At 59.3% G+C, this 20,059-nt stretch carries 19 protein-coding genes; 10 read left to right on the top strand and 9 right to left on the bottom strand.

What is annotated here, in order from left to right:
* Positions 1 to 98 precede the first annotated feature (98 nt).
* The 5 genes from queF to ACRQ1B_RS03980 all read right to left on the bottom strand — a co-directional run bounded on the left by queF (position 99) and on the right by ACRQ1B_RS03980 (position 5,260).
* Entirely contained in the window at positions 99 to 563 is a 465-nt protein-coding gene (gene queF / locus ACRQ1B_RS04000; RefSeq protein WP_432292370.1) for a preQ(1) synthase, read from the bottom strand.
* The gene (locus ACRQ1B_RS03995; RefSeq protein ID WP_432293801.1) at positions 560 to 1,438 is read right to left on the bottom strand and encodes a cation diffusion facilitator family transporter; all 879 of its coding nucleotides are present in this window, start codon (positions 1,436 to 1,438) and stop codon (positions 560 to 562) included. Before ACRQ1B_RS03995 ends, queF begins: the two co-directional genes overlap by 4 nt.
* A gap of 191 nt (positions 1,439 to 1,629) precedes the next feature.
* Positions 1,630 to 2,130: a GNAT family N-acetyltransferase gene (locus tag ACRQ1B_RS03990; protein WP_432292369.1), complete on the bottom strand. Its 501-nt coding sequence runs from the start codon at positions 2,128 to 2,130 to the stop codon at positions 1,630 to 1,632.
* Between the two features lie 36 nt (positions 2,131 to 2,166).
* A complete protein-coding gene (gene lepB / locus ACRQ1B_RS03985) occupies positions 2,167 to 2,991 on the bottom strand; it encodes a signal peptidase I (protein ID WP_432292368.1) in 825 nt (274 codons plus the stop codon).
* A gap of 79 nt (positions 2,992 to 3,070) precedes the next feature.
* Positions 3,071 to 5,260 carry an anthranilate synthase gene (locus ACRQ1B_RS03980; protein WP_432292367.1) on the bottom strand — a complete coding sequence of 730 codons (2,190 nt, stop codon included), beginning with the start codon at positions 5,258 to 5,260 and terminating at the stop codon, positions 3,071 to 3,073.
* A gap of 316 nt (positions 5,261 to 5,576) precedes the next feature.
* Here ACRQ1B_RS03980 and ACRQ1B_RS03975 point away from each other — a divergent pair, with 316 nt between their 5' ends.
* Positions 5,577 to 6,803 (top strand): extensin-like domain-containing protein, encoded by a 1,227-nt coding sequence (locus ACRQ1B_RS03975; RefSeq protein WP_432292366.1) that lies wholly within the window; start codon positions 5,577 to 5,579, stop codon positions 6,801 to 6,803.
* A gap of 182 nt (positions 6,804 to 6,985) precedes the next feature.
* Here the strand turns inward: ACRQ1B_RS03975 and ACRQ1B_RS03970 are convergent, their stop codons facing one another.
* A complete protein-coding gene (locus tag ACRQ1B_RS03970) occupies positions 6,986 to 8,665 on the bottom strand; it encodes a formate--tetrahydrofolate ligase (RefSeq protein ID WP_432292365.1) in 1,680 nt (559 codons plus the stop codon).
* Positions 8,666 to 9,016: 351 nt separating this feature from the next.
* Between ACRQ1B_RS03970 and ACRQ1B_RS03965 the strand changes: the two genes are divergently transcribed.
* The 4 genes from ACRQ1B_RS03965 (at position 9,017) to ACRQ1B_RS03950 (ending at position 12,610) form a co-directional block, all read left to right on the top strand.
* Positions 9,017 to 9,739 (top strand): helix-turn-helix transcriptional regulator, encoded by a 723-nt coding sequence (locus ACRQ1B_RS03965; RefSeq protein WP_432292364.1) that lies wholly within the window; start codon positions 9,017 to 9,019, stop codon positions 9,737 to 9,739.
* 33 nt (positions 9,740 to 9,772) lie between these two features.
* Positions 9,773 to 10,273 carry a PAS domain-containing protein gene (locus tag ACRQ1B_RS03960; RefSeq protein WP_432292363.1) on the top strand — a complete coding sequence of 167 codons (501 nt, stop codon included), beginning with the start codon at positions 9,773 to 9,775 and terminating at the stop codon, positions 10,271 to 10,273.
* 150 nt (positions 10,274 to 10,423) lie between these two features.
* Positions 10,424 to 10,978 carry a TetR family transcriptional regulator gene (locus ACRQ1B_RS03955; protein WP_432292362.1) on the top strand — a complete coding sequence of 185 codons (555 nt, stop codon included), beginning with the start codon at positions 10,424 to 10,426 and terminating at the stop codon, positions 10,976 to 10,978.
* A gap of 537 nt (positions 10,979 to 11,515) precedes the next feature.
* Complete coding sequence (locus tag ACRQ1B_RS03950) at positions 11,516 to 12,610, top strand: porin (RefSeq protein WP_432292361.1); 1,095 nt, start codon at positions 11,516 to 11,518, stop codon at positions 12,608 to 12,610.
* A 131-nt stretch (positions 12,611 to 12,741) separates the two neighbouring features.
* On the opposite strand, the gene ACRQ1B_RS03945 is transcribed toward ACRQ1B_RS03950, so the two are convergent.
* The 3 genes from ACRQ1B_RS03945 to ACRQ1B_RS03935 all read right to left on the bottom strand — a co-directional run bounded on the left by ACRQ1B_RS03945 (position 12,742) and on the right by ACRQ1B_RS03935 (position 15,394).
* Complete coding sequence (locus ACRQ1B_RS03945) at positions 12,742 to 13,860, bottom strand: DUF2333 family protein (protein ID WP_432292360.1); 1,119 nt, start codon at positions 13,858 to 13,860, stop codon at positions 12,742 to 12,744.
* A gap of 32 nt (positions 13,861 to 13,892) precedes the next feature.
* A complete protein-coding gene (locus ACRQ1B_RS03940; RefSeq protein ID WP_432292359.1) occupies positions 13,893 to 14,819 on the bottom strand; it encodes a hypothetical protein in 927 nt (308 codons plus the stop codon).
* Positions 14,820 to 14,941: 122 nt separating this feature from the next.
* Positions 14,942 to 15,394, bottom strand: coding sequence for a pseudoazurin (locus ACRQ1B_RS03935; protein WP_432292358.1), 453 nt, complete (start codon positions 15,392 to 15,394; stop codon positions 14,942 to 14,944).
* Between the two features lie 202 nt (positions 15,395 to 15,596).
* Between ACRQ1B_RS03935 and choX the strand changes: the two genes are divergently transcribed.
* The 5 genes from choX to ACRQ1B_RS03910 all read left to right on the top strand — a co-directional run bounded on the left by choX (position 15,597) and on the right by ACRQ1B_RS03910 (position 19,796).
* The gene (gene choX / locus ACRQ1B_RS03930; protein ID WP_432292357.1) at positions 15,597 to 16,550 is read left to right on the top strand and encodes a choline ABC transporter substrate-binding protein; all 954 of its coding nucleotides are present in this window, start codon (positions 15,597 to 15,599) and stop codon (positions 16,548 to 16,550) included.
* A gap of 77 nt (positions 16,551 to 16,627) precedes the next feature.
* Entirely contained in the window at positions 16,628 to 17,470 is an 843-nt protein-coding gene (gene choW / locus ACRQ1B_RS03925; protein ID WP_432292356.1) for a choline ABC transporter permease subunit, read from the top strand.
* Positions 17,467 to 18,555, top strand: coding sequence for a choline ABC transporter ATP-binding protein (choV, locus tag ACRQ1B_RS03920; protein WP_432292355.1), 1,089 nt, complete (start codon positions 17,467 to 17,469; stop codon positions 18,553 to 18,555). Before choW ends, choV begins: the two co-directional genes overlap by 4 nt.
* Positions 18,556 to 18,606: 51 nt before the next feature.
* Positions 18,607 to 19,341, top strand: coding sequence for a HugZ family pyridoxamine 5'-phosphate oxidase (locus tag ACRQ1B_RS03915; RefSeq protein WP_432292354.1), 735 nt, complete (start codon positions 18,607 to 18,609; stop codon positions 19,339 to 19,341).
* Between the two features lie 137 nt (positions 19,342 to 19,478).
* Complete coding sequence (locus ACRQ1B_RS03910) at positions 19,479 to 19,796, top strand: ArsR/SmtB family transcription factor (RefSeq protein ID WP_153359791.1); 318 nt, start codon at positions 19,479 to 19,481, stop codon at positions 19,794 to 19,796.
* Positions 19,797 to 20,059: the final 263 nt, after the last annotated feature.

Here is a 20,059-nt window from a genome sequence, read left to right as displayed (position 1 = left end):
AATGGGGCGACCGATCCCGGCCCCTCGCTTGGGCTCGGTGCGTTCGTCACTGCAATCGATCCACTGGATCGATTGCTCCGGCTGCGCCGGACCGCTCCTCACCCACGTCCACGATAGGTCGGCACGCCCTGATCCGGTAGCCAGACGCCGGCCGGAACATCGCCGGTCTGCCAGAAGACGTCGATCGGAATGCCGCCGCGCGGATACCAGTAGGCGCCGATCCGCAACCACTTCGGCTGCAAGAGGTCGACAAGGCGCTTGGCGATATAGACCGAGCAATCCTCGTGAAAGGCGCCGTGATTGCGGAACGACGTCAGGAAAAGCTTCAGCGACTTGGATTCCACCAGAAAGGCATCGGGAATATAATCGATGACGATATGGGCGAAATCCGGCTGGCCGGTCATCGGGCAGAGCGAGGTGAATTCCGGCGCTGTGAAACGCGTCACGTAATCCATGCCCTGATTGCTGTTGGGCACACGTTCCAGCACGGCTTCTTCCGGGCTTTTCGGTGCATCCACCTGTTTGCCGAGCTGCGACAGCCCGCTGACATCCGTCATCGTCATTTGCCTATTCCTTCGATTGAGACAGTCTGTCCATGCGCGTGTTCGCCCTCGGGCTCGACATGGATCGCCAATGTGGCGCCGGGAATAACCTCTTTGATCGCATCTTCCAAGCGGTCGCAAATGACATGCGCCTCACGCACGGTCATTTTGGCCGGCACAACGAGATGAAAATCGATGAAAGCGGCAGAACCCGCCCGGCGTGTCTTGAGGTCGTGCACGTCAAGCGCGCCACCGCAATGGGTGGTAATCGCCTCGCGCACCGCTGCCTCTTCCTCCGGCTCCAACGCCTTGTCCATCAGGCCGCCAAGCGAATGGGTGATGACCTTGTAACCCTGCCAAAGGATGTTGATGGCGACAAAAATGGCGAGCAGCGGATCGAGAATGGCGTAACCGGTCACCACAGCCAGAACGAGACCGACAAAAACGCCAGCCGAAGTCACCACATCCGACATGATATGCTGGCCATCCGCCGTCAGGGCCACAGAGCGATGCGCCCTGCCCGCGCGGATCAGCGTGGTTGCCCAAACGGCATTGATCACACCCGCGACGGCGTTGATGCCGAGACCAAGCCACGGCGCCTCCGGCATGACCGGCCGCATCACCGCCTGCCAAGCCTCCTGAATGATCAGCAGAGCTGCAACAACGATCAGCACGCCCTCGAGAACCGCCGAAATATATTCGGCCTTGTGGTGCCCGAACTGATGATCGTGATCGGCGGGACGCTGCGCGTAACGAATGACGAAATAGGCGATGAAGGCGGCAGCCACATTGACCAGCGATTCCAGCCCGTCCGACAACAGCGCCACCGAACCGGTCACCCACCACGCCCCGAGCTTGAGGCCCAGCACACCGATCGAGATCGGAATGCCCCACATTGCCAGCCTCTCGACGGTCCTGTCTTCCTTCACCACGTCAAAAAATCCCCAAATGCGTCTGCGAATGATTTGCAGAACGCCATGCCTGAAACGACGAAACCGCCACAGCGAGATCGTCTCGCGGCGGCGGTTTCGAATTGACGTGGATATGGCTCAGGTTACGGATTTTGTCAAAGGGTCAGGCGGCGGCTTCAATCCAGGATCAAGGCCATCAGCACACTGTCGATGTAACGACCATCGATCATGATCGCATCGCGCGCAGCACCCTCATGCACGAAGCCGACCTTCTCATAGAGAGCGATAGCACGCAGATTGTCGGCATGGGCGTGCAACTCCACCCGGTGCATGCCGGCAGTTTTCGCAGCCTCAAGCGTGGCAAGTATCAGTTTGCGACCCAATCCCCGGTCACGATAACCGGGGATGATGCCCATACCGAGCACGCCGCGATGGGCTTCCGCATCCCGCGAGCCACGACGAATATCGCACCAGCCAACGACCTTGCTATCAACAACCGCCACCATATGCGGATGGCCAGCCGCGATATTGCCGCGCACGAAGGACAGCATCGCCTCGACGGGCGGCGCTTCCAGAAACACCAGGTATTTTCGCTCACGCGCAACGATGTCGAGGGCCTCGCGAAAACCCTCGACATGTTTCTCTTCGATCGGTTCGATGTTGATTTCGCTCGTCACGTCTTCATTTCTTTTCAGCTTTGGCAAATTCGGTATTCACTCGACAACAAGCCCAATTCGGGTGTCATCTTTTGACGCAACAATGGCAACGAGACGCCCTGTGGCGCTACCGGCCGGTACAAAACCGTTCTCACCGAGCTGATCGGGATATCGGCTGTCGGCCGAGTTGTGCCTGTTGTCGCCCAGCACGAAATAATGTCCCTCCGGCACATGAAACGGACCGGCATCGTCCGTTTTGGTCGACGGCGGCTTTACGGTCATGCCAATACTGTACCGGCGCTTCTCAGGCGTCGTTTCAGTCAGGACACGAACAGCACCGCCTCCCCGCGCCTCGAAGGATTGCTCCGTTGCGGACTGCGACAATGCACGTCCATCAACGAACACGACGCCACGTTTCAACTCGACCGTCTCTCCCGGCAGGCCGATCAACCGCTTCACATAGGTGACGGGCTTGTCAGAATAGGCCGTCTTGGTGTCGAACAGAATGATGTCGCCGCGACGTGGCGTCTCGTCTGCACGATAGGATTGGCGGGCGATGAGTTCACGTTCGCGCACGGTCGGCGCCATCGATGAGGATGGCTGCACCAGCATTTTGAGCCCGCAATTGTCCTCTTTGAACCTTGCAGCGTCACAATCGGCAGGCACGACGGCGGCAATGCCGGTTGCCGTTTTCCTGACGAAGATTTCCACCCGTTGGGGATCGGTTTCCCATACCCCGACACTGCCCAGCAACACCGGGTATAGGGGCCGGAGAACATCAACGAATGTATTGACACGTTCGGCCTTTGTCTCGGCCGCCGCTGGCAGCGGCGCGAATGCCAGAGCTGCCAGCAGCATTTTGCAATAAAGTCGTGAGCGCATTGCAGGATCCCCGTCAAATCTAAGAGGGATCTAGGTCAGCCATCCCGGTTTCCCATCCCCGTAAAGGTACAGAAACCGGTCACGCCGCCTTCGTTTCGCGTTTCCTTGCCAGATGCGCCACGACATTCTCGATCATCCGCATGCCGGCATCGCCGCCCAGCGACATGATCGATTCCGGATGGAACTGCACGGCCGCAATCGGCTCCTTGGCATGTTCGATGCCCATGATCGTGCCATCCTCGCTTTCGGCGGTGATGATGAAATCACGGTCGAGCGTGGCCGGATCGGCAAAGATCGAGTGGTAACGGCCAACCGTCACCTCTTTGGACAAGCCCGAGAACACAATCCCCGGCTCCAGCACACGAATACGCGACGGCTTGCCGTGCATCGGGATGGCGAGATGGCGCAACTCGCCGCCATAGGCTTCCGCCAGCGCCTGCAGGCCGAGGCAGACGCCAAAGATCGGCAGGTTACGGGCGCGCGCTGCCTTGATGGTCGCCTTGCAGTCAAAGTCCTTCGGATTGCCGGGACCGGGTGACAACACGACGAGATCGGGATCGATGCGGTCAAAGATTTCCTGCGGCACCGGCGTGCGCACCGTCGAAACGGTAGCTCCGGTCTGGCGGAAATAATTGGCGAGCGTGTGGACAAAACTATCCTCATGATCGACCAGCAGGATTTTCACCCCTTCGCCAACCTTGGCGACATCACGGGAAACCTTGCCGGAATTGCCGGCGCGCGCATCACGGATGGCGGAAATCATGGCGGATGCCTTCAGTTCGGTTTCGGCTTCTTCCTCTTCCGGGTTCGAATCGTTCAAGAGCGTCGCCCCTGCCCGCACCTCGGCAATGCCGTCCTTGATGCGGATGGTTCTGAGCGTCAGGCCGGTATTCATGTCGCCGTTGAAGCCGACCATGCCGATCGCGCCGCCATACCATGCGCGCGGGCTGCGCTCATTCTGCTCGACAAAGCGCATCGCCCACAATTTTGGCGCACCGGTGACGGTCACAGCCCATGCGTGGGACAGAAAGCCGTCGAAGGCGTCCATATCGGGGCGCAGACGGCCTTCGATATGGTCGACCGTGTGGATCAGGCGCGAATACATCTCGATCTGGCGACGACCGATCACCTTGACAGAACCCGGCTCGCAGACGCGACTTTTGTCGTTGCGATCAACATCCGAGCACATGGTCAGCTCGGACTCGTCCTTCTTGGAGTTCAGCAGTTTCAGGATCTGCTCGCTATCGGCGATCGCATCCTCGCCACGCTTGATCGTGCCGGAGATCGGGCAGGTCTCGATGCGACGGCCCGACACGCGCACGAACATTTCCGGCGAAGCGCCGACCAGATATTCCTGATGGCCGAGATTGATGAAGAAGGAATAGGGCGACGGGTTGATCGCCTTCAGGCGGTTGGAAATCTGCGACGGATTGCTGTCGCAACGCTCCATGAATTTCTGGCCCGGCACGACCTCAAACAGGTCACCGCGACGAAAACTTTCCTTGGCGCGGGTGACGAGCGCTGCATATTCGCCCGGCTTGTGATCACCCTTCGGCGGAATGACATCGGTGCGCTGGAACGGATCGGGCGCGATCTCCGAATCCTTGCCCTCGGTCGTCACGCCATTCTTCGAAAAGTCATAGCGATCGACCCAGGCCTTGGCGGCGTGGTGGTCGACGACGAGAATTTCGTCCGGCAGGAAAAGCACCATGTCGCGCTGGTCTTCCGGGCGGGCGAGCGACAGTTTTATGGCATCGAACTGGAAGGCGAGATCGTAACCGAAAGCGCCGAAAAGACCGATGGCGCTATCCGCATCCGAATAAAACAGATCGACGACGGCGCGCAGGACCGTAAACACGGTCGGCATTTTCGAGCGCTCTTCCTCGGTAAAGGCGCGGGTCGGCTCGTTGACGGTGAGGTCGAGACGGCGGGCGGAACGCTCGCCGAGCGTCAGTTCCGGTTCCTTTGCGAGTCGCTCGACAACGAAACCGAGAAGCACTTCACCACGGCCGTTATAGGCTTCGATCCAGACTTTTCGGCCATTAGAGGAAAAGCCGAGCGGCGGATCAGCGATCGCGGTGTCCCAGCGGGTGTAACGGCCCGGATATTCGTAATTGGAGGAAAACACCGCACCGCGACGCTCGTCCAGTCGGTCGACATAACTGCTGATCGCCGTCGCATATTCAGCCGGCCTGCGCTGACGACGAACACTGATGCCGCCCCGCGTCGAATAACTTTCCGAACCGTCGTCTTCGATAACCGTAACCATATTTCGCCTCTCGGATACTTTGCCCGATCCTGTTGGCGGCTCAACAAAAAAGCCGCCTCGTGGTTCGGGCGGCTTGTCGTCGTCTTGTCGATGGACATGACTGGTCAAGGCCGCGTCAGCGTGCCCACCACCAGTTAGCAATGTTCATCGAGTTCATCATGGGGCGAATTGTTAGCGTGGCTTTGAAAACCATGCAAGCGGATTCCTGCCGCAATTTTATTGCCGTTTGGATGCGACCAAATCAGCGCCATTCGCGTTCCCCTCCTCGCCGGGCGTCCGAAAATGGCTCACCCGAAGATGAAAGGACCAATGAAGGATGAAGCAAATCCTTTGTGTTTTCGCCTGTCTGCCGTTTGGCTTCGGCGCTGCCATGCCACCCCACCCTCCGGTGCAGGCCGTGGAGCGAACGGACGTGGTGCCGATCAATGCCTTCGACCGCTTCATGAAGGATATCGGCGCCAGAAAACAGTCTGCCCGATCGAAACAGTCAGAACGCCGCCGCGCACGCCCGGCCAAGACACGGAATGCGACGCCATCTGTCCCTGCACTCGCGACCGTCCCTGTGCCGCTACCGAAACCGGGCTCACCGCCCGAAGAAAGCGCTTCACCAGCAAAAGAGGCAGAAGACACAAAGCCGGTAACAGCGGAGACCGCTGCACCGGGCTCACCGGAAACCAAACCGCCTATGCCTGACACTGCGGAAAAAACACCGGTGCCGGCTGAAAATCCTGCGCCCTCTCCCGAACAGTCGGAAGCGGCAGACGTTCCAAAACCAATGCCGAAACCCGAGCCGCCGACAGAAAATACCGCAAAGCCGGAAAACACGGACAAAGCAGAGCAAAAGCTGGAAGGCGAAAAGCCTGCTGCCAAAGAAGACGAGCAAAAAACCGCAGAACCGGGCAAGGCCGATCAACCCAAGACAGACGACGAAAAGAAGGAAGAGGAAAAGGCCGAAAACCCGCCGCCTCCACCGCTCGAAAAGGAAGACCCGGAAGAGCTGAAAGCCTGCCTTGCCGATATCACCGCGCTTGGCACCAAATTCGAAACCATCCCCGCCATAACAGGCGAAGAACCCGGTTGCGGCATCGAACAGCCGATCGCGGTGAAAGAAATTCTTCCCGGCGTCGATACCGGCGGTGCGCAGATGCGCTGCGAAACCGCCAAGGCGCTGGCCACCTGGATGAAGGACAACGTCCAGCCAGCCATGAGTGTCGCCATGCCGGGCCGCAGGGTGACCGGCATCGTGCCCGGCTCAACCTATGCCTGCCGCCTGCGCAACAGCGCCTCAAGCGGCAAGGTATCCGAACATGCGCGCGGAAACGCCATCGATGTCGCCGCCTTCAAGCTCGACAATGGCGAAACATTCGAGATGAAACCGCGCGAGGAGGATTCAACACTGGAAGGCGCCTTCCAGCGCACCGCCACGGCCAGCGCCTGCCTGTATTTCTCGACGGTTCTTTCACCCGGCAGCGATGCGACCCATCAGGATCACCTGCATCTCGACGTGCTGGATCGCAAAAACGGGTACCGGTATTGCAGGTGACGACTTTTTCGGCTGCCCCTCATCCGGCTGCCGCCACCTTCTCCCCGCCTACGGGGAGTGGGGAACATGCCGCGCCGCTTACCCCCAGAGATACAAGCCACGTGTGCCACGTCCCCTCTCCCCGCAAGCGGGGAGAGAGTTAGGGTGAGGGGCAATTTTTCCGACGCGCGTGGACAACGGGCCTAGAACAGCCCTTCGATATACCCCTGCTCGTTCAGCACGATCCGCTCCGCTGCCGGCGAACGCGGCAGGCCGGGCATGGTCATGATCTCGCCGGTGATGGCAACGACAAAACCGGCACCGGCCGAAAGCCGCACTTCACGCACCTGCACGACATGGCCCTCGGGCGCACCGCGAAGTGTCGGATCCGTCGAGAAGGAATATTGGGTTTTCGCCATGCAGACCGGCAGATCCCCGTACCCCTGCTCTTCCCAGGCCTTCAGCTGGTCGCGCACCGCCTTGGTCGCCGTCACTTCGCCAGCGTGATAGATCTTGGCTGCAACCGCCTCGATCTTTTCCATCAGCGGCATTGCGTCGGGATAGATCGGCTCGAATTTCGCCGTGCCCGACTGTGCCATTTCCACGACCTTCCAGGCCAGTTCCTCGATGCCGGCAGAGCCTTCGGCCCAGTGGCGGCACAGGATCGCCTCAGCGCCGAGATGCGCCACATAATCCTTCACCGCTTGAACTTCCGCATCGGTGTCGGAAATGAAATGGTTGATGGCGACAACGACCGGCACGCCGAATTTGCGGACATTGGCGACATGGCGGCCAAGGTTTGAGCAACCGCGCGTCAGAGCCTCGACGTCTTCACGACCCAGATCTTCCTTTGCAACGCCACCATTCATCTTAAGCGCGCGCACGGTGGCGACGATGACGGCCGCATCCGGCTTCAGGCCAGCCTTGCGGCATTTGATATCGAAGAATTTTTCAGCGCCGAGATCGGCACCGAAACCGGCTTCCGTCACCACGTAATCGGCCAGCTTCAGCGCCGTCTTTGTGGCGATCACCGAATTGCAGCCATGCGCGATATTGGCAAACGGACCGCCATGCACGAAGGCCGGATTGTTTTCCAGCGTCTGCACCAGGTTCGGCTGCATGGCATCCTTCAGGAGAACCGCCATGGCGCCATCGGCCTTCAGGTCGCGGGCAAACACCGGCGTTTTGTCGGTACGATAGGCGACGATGATATTGCCAAGACGGTGCTCGAGGTCTTCCAGATCCGAGGCAAGGCAGAGGATCGCCATCACTTCCGAAGCAACCGTGATATCGAAACCGCCTTCACGCGGAAAACCGTTCGACACGCCGCCGAGCGAACCGACGATCTGGCGCAACGCGCGATCGTTCATGTCCATGACCCGGCGCCATGTGACGCGGCGCACATCGATATTGAGCTCATTGCCCCAATAGATGTGGTTGTCGATCATCGCGGCCAGCAGGTTGTGCGCCGAGGTGATGGCGTGGAAATCGCCGGTGAAGTGGAGATTGATATCCTCCATCGGCACGACCTGCGCATAACCGCCGCCGGCAGCACCACCCTTGACGCCGAAACAGGGGCCTAGCGACGGTTCGCGAACACAGATCATCGCCTTCTTGCCGATGCGGTTCAGACCGTCGCCAAGTCCGACCGTGGTGGTCGTCTTGCCCTCGCCGGCAGGCGTCGGGTTGATCGCCGTCACAAGAATGAGCTTGCCATCCGGCTTTTTCGATTGTGCGTTAATGAATTCCGCGCTGACTTTCGCCTTGTCGTGACCGTAAGGAACGAGATCTTCTGACGCGATGCCAAGCCGGGCACCGATCTCGAAGATCGGCTTCTTGGTGGCGGCACGCGCGATTTCGATATCGGAAGCTACGGTCGGCAAGTGGTATCTCCTTAAGACTGCGAGCGCGGAAAATCGCTGAAACGGCCTGATAGGGCAAGGCTTGGCAGAACGCCATCCCCATCAATCACATTTGGCTATCAAGCAATCGACAAACATGATCGAACGAATCGCCGCCCGTTATATTTTCGCAAATATAGAAAACCGCTCGATCGTCGCGAAAACTCCTTATTTTGTCTCAACATAAATCGCTGAAATAACAAGAAATTTTGAGCAAAAGCCCAACAAGCTTCTTTTCGGTGCGTTAAGTTCGAAAAATTATGCTGGCAATACATCATTTTTGGTATAATCGTTGCGCCCCAACATAACTGGGTGTCAGGTTTTGGGAGCACCATGATCACGCTCGAACGGCAGGCGGCTCTGACAAAGGAGATTTCCTCGTCGGAATCGCATCCGGACGTCATCTCCGCCTTGAAAAAGGTCGCACTGGAATTCGGCTTCCGGCACGTTACGCTGCTCGCGTCGCCGGACCCGGACGATATTCTTCTGGCACCGCTGATTGTCGAAACCACTTGGCCGCGGGATTATGTCCGCGAATTCGACCGGCGGCGCCTCATGCGTCGTTGCCCACTCGCGCCGCTGCTTCTGACGTCGGCGCTTCCGGTCAGTTGGTCGATCGACCACGACGACAAGCACAATCTCGAATTCCATCCACAGATGGTGGAATTGCAACGTCGTTTCGAAATCGTCTCGAGTGCCGCCATGCCGCTGCATTCGGTCGATGGCAATCGCTTCCTCATGCGTTTTGATGGCACACGGCCGCCGCTCAGCCAGGCCGAACTGAATGAACTCGGCATGATCGCGCTGCACGCCTTCGACGTGTTCGACCGACTGCGTCGCAACGAACCCCGACCCTCCGTGCCGGCTTTGACCGCCCGCGAACTCGAAGTGGTCCGCTGGACCTCGCAAGGCAAGACCTCCAACGAGATTGGCAATATCCTCTCCTTGTCCGATCACACCATCAACGCCTACCTCACCAACGCGATCCGCAAACTCGATTGCGTCAACCGTACGCAGTTGGTAGCTAAGGCCATCCGGTTGCGGCTGATAGCCTGAAGCCGCACCTGGCATGCATGAAGGAGCACTGTTTTGCCGTTTTGGGTCGAGCAGGAACATCGCGACAACGATCAGCATCGTGAAATCGGCATCACCGATACCGAGGCCATGGAACTGGTCACCGCTTTCCGGCTATTTGGCTCGTGGCGACTGGATCTCGATAGCGGCCATCTGTTCGGCAGCCAGGATTTCAGCGATCTGTTCGGGCTCGACCACACCGATGGCCCCATGAACATGGCGGCGGTATCGGCGCAGATCCATCCGGACGACCTCAATTTCATGATGTCGACCTTCGAGCGCGCCAGCGTCGACAAGCGCACCTATCACAGCATTTTTCGGGTCGGAGCCGAAGAAGAAAACTATCGTTTTCTGCGCACGGTCGGCACGTTCCGCGACAGACCGGGCACATCCGGCGAGGTTGTCGGCATCACCTATGAATTTTTTCCGAGGCGCAGCGGCACCGCCTTCGTCTCCGCAGACGAACGCTGGCCGCTTGGCAGCCCGGGTCCCGACGATGCCCTCCACGAGAAGTGAAGCCGGTCGCCGCAGCGATCGGACGCCCCTCCTCGCGCGGAGAAATCCGGTGATTGCGCGGCAAAACTGAAATCACTTGCGCAATCGTATTCAAGTCGTTGTCATAACTGCTATAAGTAGCATCAAAGACATGAGGGGCTAGACGTATAAGTGGGACCTAGGAAAATTGATCCGGAGCGTATTCTGGACGCAGCCGAGCGTGTTATTTCGCGTACTGGTGCCGCCAGCCTGTCCATCGATTCCGTTGCCAAGGAGGCAGGGGTCAGCAAGTCGCAGGTCGTCTACGACCACAAGACCAAATGCGCGCTTCTCGAAGCTCTGGTTGAACGCCAGATCCGCAAGGACCAGCAGACAACGGCATCATATGTGAGCGATTGCGCCGGCGCTGGCTCCTCTCACGCCGAGTTGTTCGGCAGACTGGTGGCAGCACGCACGCGGCCGCATGAAAGAGACCGGGCGATCGCCATGGCCGTCAGCGTGTCTCTGGGACGGGACGAACGTCTGCAGCAGATCATGCGCAACTGGATGTCGAGCGAACTTGCCGCCGTCTCGAGTGGTCCCAAACCGAAAGCGGCCCGAATGGCCTATTTTGCCCTGACGGGGTTCAGCTGTATCGAACGCTTCAATTTCCACACCTGGACCGATGCGGAGCGAACCGAAATCCTGGAGGAAATCCGGGACGTTTACACCTCCTACCCGGCCTGAACACGCTCTCCCGACGTGCTTGGCAAGGCCTGCCACGCGTTTAACGCAGACAGACGACGACAACCGCCCTTCCAAGGATGAGGGCGGTGAGGATCGACGTGGAGATCTCATGCCGACACGGTCTCCGGCCATCGCGGCTGATCGATACCCGGCTGCCCGCAACGCCGGGTGATGAACGGACCTGGCCGTCATCGCCTGCTTGACATATCGCAGCAGATGCCAACAATACGAACGATCGTTCAGTTTCAAAGCGACCTTCATAATACCACACACGTCAGAGCGGTCACTTATCGTGACTGAAACACAGCGCAAAAGCCGCAAAATAGCCATATTTTGCGAGAGCGCCAAATCGCTCACATTGTGTTTTTTTTGCCACTGAACCTCGGCAAACAACCGATGATCCGATCCTGAAGCGGATTCAGCGATTGAGAAAAGAACGATCGTTCGTACACTGGCCGGACTGCGTCGAACTCCGCTTCGACTCGGATCAGATCGGGCACTCTCTCGCGCCCATATTACCTTACTGGAGTTCAACTGATGAACATCAAGAGCCTTCTGGCCGGCTCCGCTGCTGCCCTGGCATTCGCCACGGGTGCGCAGGCTGCCGACGCTATCGTCGCCGCTGAACCGGAGCCCATGGAATATGTTCGCGTATGCGATGCATTCGGCACGGGTTACTTCTACATTCCGGGGACGGAAACCTGCCTGAAGATCGGCGGTTACGTCCGCACCGAAGTCGGCGGCCGCAGTGACTTCGACATCGACGGTCTCGGCCGGGTTCAGGACGGCGGTTATCGCACCAACACCCGCGCCCAGCTTCGTCTGGAAGCCAAGTCCGATACAGAACTCGGCACGCTGGCCTCGCGCGTGACCCTGCGCGCCAACACCAACGATTCTAGCCGCGGCAGCGATTTCTACCTCGAGGAAACCTACCTCGAACTCGGCGGCCTGCGCGTCGGTCAGTTCTACAACTATTTCGACACGGGCCTCCCGGGCGAAACCGTTCTGCATGACGACGGCCCGCTCGGCGGCGCCATCGATTACCAGGCCACCGACACGCTGAACAACGGTATCCGTTACACCTTCGAGGCGGGCTCGTTCATGGGCTATGTCGGCGCAGATGCCTTCAATTCGGAAGCCGGCTGGAAGACCGACGCTGACGATAGCCAGGACGAAATCGGCGTCAACGGCCTACTCGCTGCCAAGTTCGGCGGCGTCGCGATCGATCTGTTCGGCGGCTACGAATTCGACAACGAAGACGGCGTCATCGCATCCACGCTGACCGCTGAAATCGGCCCCGGCTCGCTCGGCGTCTTCGGTGTCTATTCCACCGGCCCGAACCGTTACTGGGATTATTCCGAGTGGACGATCGGCGCTGAATACGCCCTCAAGGTCAGCGACAAGCTGTCGATTGCTCCGGGCGCCCAGTACTGGGACAAGATCAAGACGACCGATCTTGGCGATTACGACGGCGGCAGCGCATGGCGCGTCGGCGTAACGGCTGATTACGCCATCACCCAGAATCTCGCTTTCAAGGCCACCGTCAACTACACCGATGTCGATATCGACAGTGCCGTCGCCGGTGGCGGAGATCGTTGGGACGGTTTCCTGCGTCTGCAGCGTGACTTCTAATCTGATCTGTCAGATCTGATCGGAAAAGCCCGGCGAATTGCCGGGCTTTTCTGTTTTTGGCAGATGAACATTCGCCACCGGCAGGATTGTCAGGACTGCCGAAATGCCCCTCCCAAAAGCGGCGTCTCGGCTCAGCGGTCCAGAACCGAACGCACTTCCACGAGATTCGAGCGTACGCGCAGCATGTAAAAACCCATGGTCGACAGATGCGTCGGCATGATCATGCCATCCTCGCGTCCATTGGAAATGATCGAGGGCTGGATTTTCAAAGCCGCCTTGAACTGGCCAAGCGTATCGGTCCAGAGCGGGCCGAGATTGCGCTCGCGAATGACCTGGCTGAAATCCGCACCGGCAGCCGAAAGCACGGCGTAATAACCGTAGAGCTGGCCATAAGCGAACCAGAAACGGTCGTCGGCGCGCGTATCGAACCAGCCGCCATTATGATTTTCCGAACGCTCGCGCAGAATTGCGGTCGTGCTGCCGAGATCGTTAGCGATACGATCAACGAATTGCACGAGGTTGTCGGCGCGACTGTCGAAGGTCGTCACGCAAGCGGCCAGATCGACATTGAATTTCTTCAAACTGTTGATCGCCGCGCGATAATAGCTCGGTGTCGGTGTTTTCGGGCCAAACGGCGTCAGGCCGAAATACCAGGCATATTCATCGAACTGCAGATTGTTGCGGGCATCCTGCAGATTATTGTCGATGCCGGACGTGCCGCGCACACGCGCAAGGCTGTCGACCAGCTCCACAGTAGTACGACGCACGGCCTGGTTGACGCCGCGCTGGAAGGACGCCTTGTTGTCGAAGAACGGCGTGTGATCCCAGTCGACGCCGAAAAAGCCGAGCCGGTAGAGCAGCATGGACGAAATCCAGGCATTGCTGTTGACGTTGCGGTTGGTGAGATCGGCGGCCACATCGACAATGGCGGAAGACTGGCACTGGCGCGGCGGCGTTGCCGCACCGGCCGGTGCATCGACACTGGCCGGCGCCGGCGTCGTCAATTGCTGACCGGCCGGCACGGTGCGTTCCGACCAGCGATAGGCCTCGACGAAATCGGGATCGAAATCGCTCCAGACCTGCGTCTGGTAGAAGAAATAGCCGTAGAAGCCGATCAGGAGCGCCAACAGAGCAAGAACGGTTCCGCGAATGGTCCAGTTACGCCGCCCATACCAGCCGCGCACCGCCATGAAAGGCCAGCCGATGCGGGTGAAGAGACGCCGGAAAAAGGCGAGAATCTGTTCAAACATAAGCGGTTGCTGCTCCTGTGTCGGCCGTCATGTCAGGCGTGTGCCTGTTCTGTCTGCGGTGTATGTTCGGTCGTTGTTTCGCCTTCTGCGCGCCGCACCGGCGCGGGATTAAAGCGGTGCAGAAAACTCTGGTCGACGGCATGCTTGCGCCGTTCGACTTCGCGCATCGAAAGCATGCCTTTATCACTGAGCGCCAGGAGCGGCGAAAATGCCGCGCGCGCTTCTGCTGAAAACTGTTCGGCAAACGACAGGTTTTGCCCGCCCGTCAGAGCGCGCAACACGACGATGCCGCGCTCGGCCTCGATGGCGAGTTTGTGATAAAGGCTGTTGCAGTCGGCTTCGTGACGAATGGCGGCCTCGACCACATCCTGCCGGCTGGTCAGCTGCTCAGCAGCATCGGCGATGGCACCGGCCTCATCGCCGATCGATTTTGTCTGTTCGATCCGAATGACGAGATCGGTCTCGATCGGCGACAGCTGCGATTTCATCATGCGGCGATGCGTATCAAGCGCCGCAATCAGCCTTGCCGCCCGTTCCAGGACGGTGACAAGTCGCCCGGCCAGCACACCGTCTCGGCGGTGCATATCCTGTGGCGTGCGGCTGAGATGCAGCCGGCGCAAGAGCTTTTCGTGAAATGACAGAATTTCGGTATCGTTCGCCTGCGCGATGATCCGTTGAATCTCATCATCGAGATGGCGGATGAAATTCACCAGTGGAGAAGACCGCCCTGCCGCACGATCGACGCTCGCGACAAAGGCGGCGGCATCGGGATCAGCGCGTCTCACAGGCTCGGGTTGCTGCGTCTGACCGGCCACCTCGGCCAAGGCCGGCTTGTCGGGCTCGATATCGACGGGCGATTGCGCCGGTTCCGGCGCCCATTCCTCAATCGCGACCTCGATGCCGTTCAGGATCGCCAGCGCACCGGATAGCTCATCGTCAACAGAATGTCGTTTCGCCATGCGGCAGCCCTTTATATTTGCTCGCTACACATAAGCACCGACAAGCAAAATACCAGAGGCCTGCAGACCAATGCGGCGACGCATGTCTGCGCCGCCGCATCGAAAATCATGCATTGTACCGATCAGAGACCGAGCTTGGCGATTTCGGCATCAAGGCGGTCGCGGGTCTTCTTCGGCATCTTGGCAGCCTTGACGGCGTCGAGATTGGCAGGAGCACCTTCACCAACGACGATCAGGGCAATCATGCCCATGCCGTAATGCGGCGTGCATTTCACGACATAGGCACCCTCTTTGTCGACAGTGACAGTCAGGTCGGTGCTGATCTTGCCCTTGAACGGCTCGACGCCTTCCGGGATCAGTTCCTTCACGGCCTGGGCGTCATGGCCCTTGTCGACGGAGACGAATCGAATCGTGTCGCCGACGGCAGCGCGCACGGAAGCCGGCTCGAAGACCATGGCCTGTCCGTCACTGCCCTTGTTCATCATCTTGATTTCGATTTCGGCGCTGAGCGCCGGAACGGCGAACAGGCCAACGGCTGCGGCAAGAATGGCTGGGCGGATGAGGGCGAGACGCATGGGAAACTCCTGTGGCGTTCATGGCTTTTATCACGCGACACCTACACCCCATGCTCCTTTACCAACATTGACGGAGATCAAACCTGCCCTGACGTGCCATTATGTCGCAAATACCCCGGTTCGCCTGCCGTTTTTGCGCGCGCTTGCTTGCGGGCCGGATGTATTCATAATGATCGGGAACAAAAAATAACGGGAGCCCAACATGCGCTTTATCAAATATTCGACTGTATTGGCCACGACCGTATCGGCACTGCTGCTTGCGCAGACCGCCCATGCAGCCGACCCCAAGAGCTGTGCCACCGTGCGCATCTCGGATGTCGGCTGGACTGACCTGGCCGCCACCAACGCGTCCTTCATCACCGTGCTCGAAGCACTCGGCTACAAGGCCGACGTGAAGACATTGGGCGTGCCGGTCACCTATTCCTCGATGAAGAACAAGGATATCGACGTCTTCATCGGCAACTGGATGCCGGCACAGAACGGCGCCATCAAGGATTATATCGCCGACAAGTCGATCGAGACGATCACGGTCAACCTCGAAGGCGCAAAATACACGCTCGGCACCAATGCTGCCGGCGCCAAGCTCGGCATCAAGAGCTTTGCCGATATCGCCAAGCACAAGGATGCGCTCGGCGGCAAGATCTACGGCATTGAGCCGGGCAATGAAGGCAACGGCATGATCGTGTCGCTGATCGACAAGAACACCTTTGACCTCAAGGGTTTTCAGGTGGTCGAATCCTCCGAGCAGGGCATGCTGACCGAAGTGACCCGGTCGGACAAGGAGGACAAGCCGATCGTCTTCCTCGCCTGGGCTCCGCACCCGATGAACGTCGCCCACGAAATCACCTATCTCGCTGGCGGTGACGAGACCGTGTTCGGCCCCAACTACGGCGGCGCGACCGTTTACACCGTTGCCCGCGGCGGTTATGTCGCCGAATGCCCGAACCTCGGCACCTTTCTCAAGAACATGAAATTCTCGCTCGACATGGAAAACGCCATCATGGGCAAGATCCTCGACGACGGCGAGGATGCCGACAAGGCGGCCAAGGATTGGATCGAAGCCAATCCGACCGTCATCGAACCCTGGCTCGCCGGCGTCACCACACTCGACGGCAAGGATGGTCTTGCCGCTGTCAAGGAAGAGCTCGGTCTCTGAATAACGATCCATAACCCGGGGCGGTTCTGGCCGTCCCGGCGCCCTCCCTTTATTTCCCTCCGGATGGCAGGTTTCTCGTGGATTGGATTGAAGATCACCGTATTCCTATCGGCGCCTCGGCCAAGGCCGTCGTCGATTGGCTGACCACCAATGGCTACTGGTTTTTCAGATGGCTGTCGGCCGTATTGTCCTCCGTCATCGACGGATTGTTATGGGTGCTGGAAACGCCGCATCCACTCGTCGTCATGGCGGCATTCGCCGCACTCTCATACTGTCTCAGGCGCTCGATAGCGCTTGCCCTTTTCACCTTCTTCGGCTTTCTCTTCATCTTCAATCAGGGCTACTGGGAGGAGACGACGCAGACGCTGGCGCTGGTCAGTGCCGCGACCTTTGTCAGCATGCTGATCGGCATTCCGCTCGGCATCGCCGCGGCCCGTCGCGAATGGCTCTACAACGCCATGCGCCCGGTCCTCGACCTGATGCAGACGCTGCCGAGCTTCGTCTATCTCATCCCGGCACTGATCCTGTTCGGGCTGGGCATGGTGCCGGGCCTGATCGCCACCGTAATCTTTGCGATCCCCGCACCGATCCGTCTCACACGGCTGGGCATCATCTCGACACCCGGCGCGCTCACCGAAGCCGCCGTCGCCTTCGGTGCCACGCCATCCCAGGTGCTGCGCAAGGTCGAACTGCCTTATGCGACACCCCAGATCATGGCCGGCCTCACACAGACCATCATGCTGTCCTTGTCGATGGTGGTGATCGCAGCCCTCGTTGGTGCCAACGGCCTTGGCGTGCCGGTGCTTCGAGCCCTCAACACGGTCAATGTCGCCCGCGGTTTTGATTCCGGCCTTTGCATCGTCATCCTGGCAATCATTCTCGACCGCATGTTCCGTACGTCGCAGGGAGGCGCATCATGACCGCCAACGCTATGGCCGCCGTCCAGACACCGGTGACGACCCGATCCAATGACTGCGTCCGGTTCGACAATGTCGACATCATTTTCGGCGACAAGCCGGAGCGTGCCCTTCCCATGGTCGATCAGGGCAAGACACGCGACGAGATCGCCGCAGAAACCGGTATCGTCATGGGTGTCGCCGGCGCCTCTCTGTCCATCCATGAGGGCGAAATCCTCGTGCTGATGGGCCTGTCCGGTTCAGGCAAATCGACATTGCTGCGCGCCGTCAACGGGCTTGCACCGGTGGTGCGCGGCAGTGTCAGCGTCGCCACGCCGAACGGGTCCGTCAATCCCTACACGACGGACGCGAAGACGCTGCGCGACTTGCGCATGCACTCGGTCTCCATGGTGTTCCAGCAGTTCGGTCTGCTGCCGTGGCGCACGGTGGCGGAAAATGTCGGTTTCGGCCTCGAACTGGCCGACGTGCCGGAAGCCGAGCGCAGACAACGCGTTGCCGAACAGCTGGAACTCGTCGGCCTGGCAAAGTGGTCCGATCGCAAGGTCGGCGAACTCTCGGGCGGCATGCAACAGCGTGTCGGCCTTGCCCGCGCCTTTGCCACCGGTGCGCCCATCCTTCTGATGGACGAGCCGTTTTCCGCGCTCGACCCGCTGATCCGCACCAAGCTGCAGGACGAGTTGCTGGAGTTCCAGCGGCGGCTGAAAAAGACCATCCTCTTTGTCAGCCACGATCTCGACGAGGCGTTCCGCATCGGCAACCGCATCGCCATCATGGAAGGCGGCCGCATCATCCAGTGCGGCACGCCGCAGGAGATCGTGCAGGCGCCGGCCGACCAGTATGTCGCGGATTTCGTGGCCAACATGAACCCGATCTCCATGCTGACGGCAGCAGACGTCATGCGTCCCGGCGTGGCCGATACATCCGTCCCGGTCAGCGCCACAGCTCCGGCGACAACGCCGCTGGTGGACATCCTCGATGCCATGTCACGCCAGCCGGGCTTGATAGGCATCATTGACAATGGCGCAGTCGTCGGCACCATCACCGCCGATGATGTGATCGCCGGGCTCACCCGGCACCGCCGCCGCTGAAGCCCGCATGCCTTGTCGTGCCGGCCCGGTTCGGCACGACAAGGAACTGCCATGAAGGACAAGCCCTCCCCCATCCGCGAAACCGACGAGCAAGCCCGCCGCCTTGCGCGCAAGCTGCTGCGTGGCGCCCGTTATGCTTCGCTCGCCGTCATCGATACGGAAAGCGGCTTTCCTGCCGTCAGCCGCGCCCTTCTCGGCTTCGATCTCGACGGCGTGCCGGTCATCCTCGTATCGGATCTCGCAAGCCATACGGTGGCGCTGAGAAACGATCCCCGCTGTTCCATCATGACGGGCGAGCCAGGCAAGGGCGATCCGCTTGCACACGCGCGCATCACCGTCTTCTGCAAGGCCGAGCCGGTTGCCCAAGGAGGCGCCGACCACGCGCGCATACGCGCCCGCTTCGTCGCCCGCCACCGCAAGGCGGAACTCTACGTCGATTTTGCCGACTTTCGTTTCTTCCGACTGGTGCCATCGTCCGCGGCCCTCAATGGCGGGTTCGGCAAGGCCTATCTACTCAAGGGTGAAGAATTGACGATTCACAATTCCTCGTTTGAGGCAGAATGGCTACACCTCCAAAAATTAGTGGGGTCTATGACGGCTGAGGCCGACGCCGCAGCGCTTTTGCTGAAAGCGAGAGCAACCGACGAATGGACCATTACTGGTGTGGATATGGCCGGTTTTGACCTGATTAGGGGCGATATCTTGCTCAGATACGAATTTGAGGCACCGATTTTGGACCCAAATGAGATTATTGATCGTATTTCAAATTTTTCTAAAACATCATAGACGCTACGCTAAATTTAGGGATATACAATCCATCACAGAGCTTGCTAAATTTCCGGTCTCGAACCGATCAGACTAACTGATACCTGCATCAACTCAGCTGATACCTGCTTTCCTATTTGAGGGGACGTTTGAACGACATGGACACGATGTCACTTTCCGATCATTCTACATCCGCCGCCGGCCTTCTGTCGGCTATGGCCAACCCGAAACGCCTGATGATTCTCTGCTGCCTGGTCAAGGGTGAAGTGGCCGTCGGCGCACTCGCCAATCAGGTTGGCCTGAGCCAATCTGCACTTTCCCAACACCTTTCCAAGCTGCGCGCACAGAAGCTGGTCAACACCCGCCGCGACGCACAGACGATCTACTATTCCAGCTCGTCGGAATCGGTGCTCAAGGTTCTCGAAACGCTTGAGTCCATCTACTGCGCTCCGGAGCGTAAGAAGACCGCCGCCTGATGGTAGCGCTGTCAAAAGGTAAATCTACCTTTGCGCGAAAAGGCTAATATGCCGACAGATCTGCCGGCGACCTGAATTCGGCACGCGCGGTGCTCCCAACCCGCGCTGCCGGCTTCGTGATATTTTTGATTTTTTCTTTTGGTTCGACAACACGGCAGGTGCCCAGGCTTGAATGCCAAGGCAGCTGCCGTCGCCCGTTTATCCATCCCTACTTTTCCCAATGACTTGTTTTCCCGATAACTTGCACCCGCCATGTGCCGCGC

It is taken from the genome of Endobacterium panacihumi (assembly GCF_050847465.1).
Lineage (GTDB): Bacteria > Pseudomonadota > Alphaproteobacteria > Rhizobiales > Rhizobiaceae > Neorhizobium > Neorhizobium panacihumi.
Note: the sequence above shows the minus strand (reverse complement) of the source record. Positions and strands in the feature narration are given on the sequence as shown.

What these genes read in the sequence shown, in the direction of transcription:
- queF (WP_432292370.1), bottom strand. Translation starts at nt 563, where the DNA reads ATGACGATGACGGATGTCAGCGGGCTGTCGCAGCTCGGCAAACAGGTG.
- ACRQ1B_RS03995 (WP_432293801.1), bottom strand. Translation starts at nt 1,438, where the DNA reads ATGTGGGGCATTCCGATCTCGATCGGTGTGCTGGGCCTCAAGCTCGGG.
- lepB (WP_432292368.1), bottom strand. Translation starts at nt 2,991, where the DNA reads ATGCGCTCACGACTTTATTGCAAAATGCTGCTGGCAGCTCTGGCATTC.
- ACRQ1B_RS03980 (WP_432292367.1), bottom strand. Translation starts at nt 5,260, where the DNA reads ATGGTTACGGTTATCGAAGACGACGGTTCGGAAAGTTATTCGACGCGG.
- ACRQ1B_RS03975 (WP_432292366.1), top strand. Translation starts at nt 5,577, where the DNA reads ATGAAGCAAATCCTTTGTGTTTTCGCCTGTCTGCCGTTTGGCTTCGGC.
- ACRQ1B_RS03965 (WP_432292364.1), top strand. Translation starts at nt 9,017, where the DNA reads ATGATCACGCTCGAACGGCAGGCGGCTCTGACAAAGGAGATTTCCTCG.
- ACRQ1B_RS03950 (WP_432292361.1), top strand. Translation starts at nt 11,516, where the DNA reads ATGAACATCAAGAGCCTTCTGGCCGGCTCCGCTGCTGCCCTGGCATTC.
- ACRQ1B_RS03945 (WP_432292360.1), bottom strand. Translation starts at nt 13,860, where the DNA reads ATGTTTGAACAGATTCTCGCCTTTTTCCGGCGTCTCTTCACCCGCATC.
- ACRQ1B_RS03940 (WP_432292359.1), bottom strand. Translation starts at nt 14,819, where the DNA reads ATGGCGAAACGACATTCTGTTGACGATGAGCTATCCGGTGCGCTGGCG.
- ACRQ1B_RS03935 (WP_432292358.1), bottom strand. Translation starts at nt 15,394, where the DNA reads ATGCGTCTCGCCCTCATCCGCCCAGCCATTCTTGCCGCAGCCGTTGGC.
- choX (WP_432292357.1), top strand. Translation starts at nt 15,597, where the DNA reads ATGCGCTTTATCAAATATTCGACTGTATTGGCCACGACCGTATCGGCA.
- choV (WP_432292355.1), top strand. Translation starts at nt 17,467, where the DNA reads ATGACCGCCAACGCTATGGCCGCCGTCCAGACACCGGTGACGACCCGA.
- ACRQ1B_RS03915 (WP_432292354.1), top strand. Translation starts at nt 18,607, where the DNA reads ATGAAGGACAAGCCCTCCCCCATCCGCGAAACCGACGAGCAAGCCCGC.
- ACRQ1B_RS03910 (WP_153359791.1), top strand. Translation starts at nt 19,479, where the DNA reads ATGGACACGATGTCACTTTCCGATCATTCTACATCCGCCGCCGGCCTT.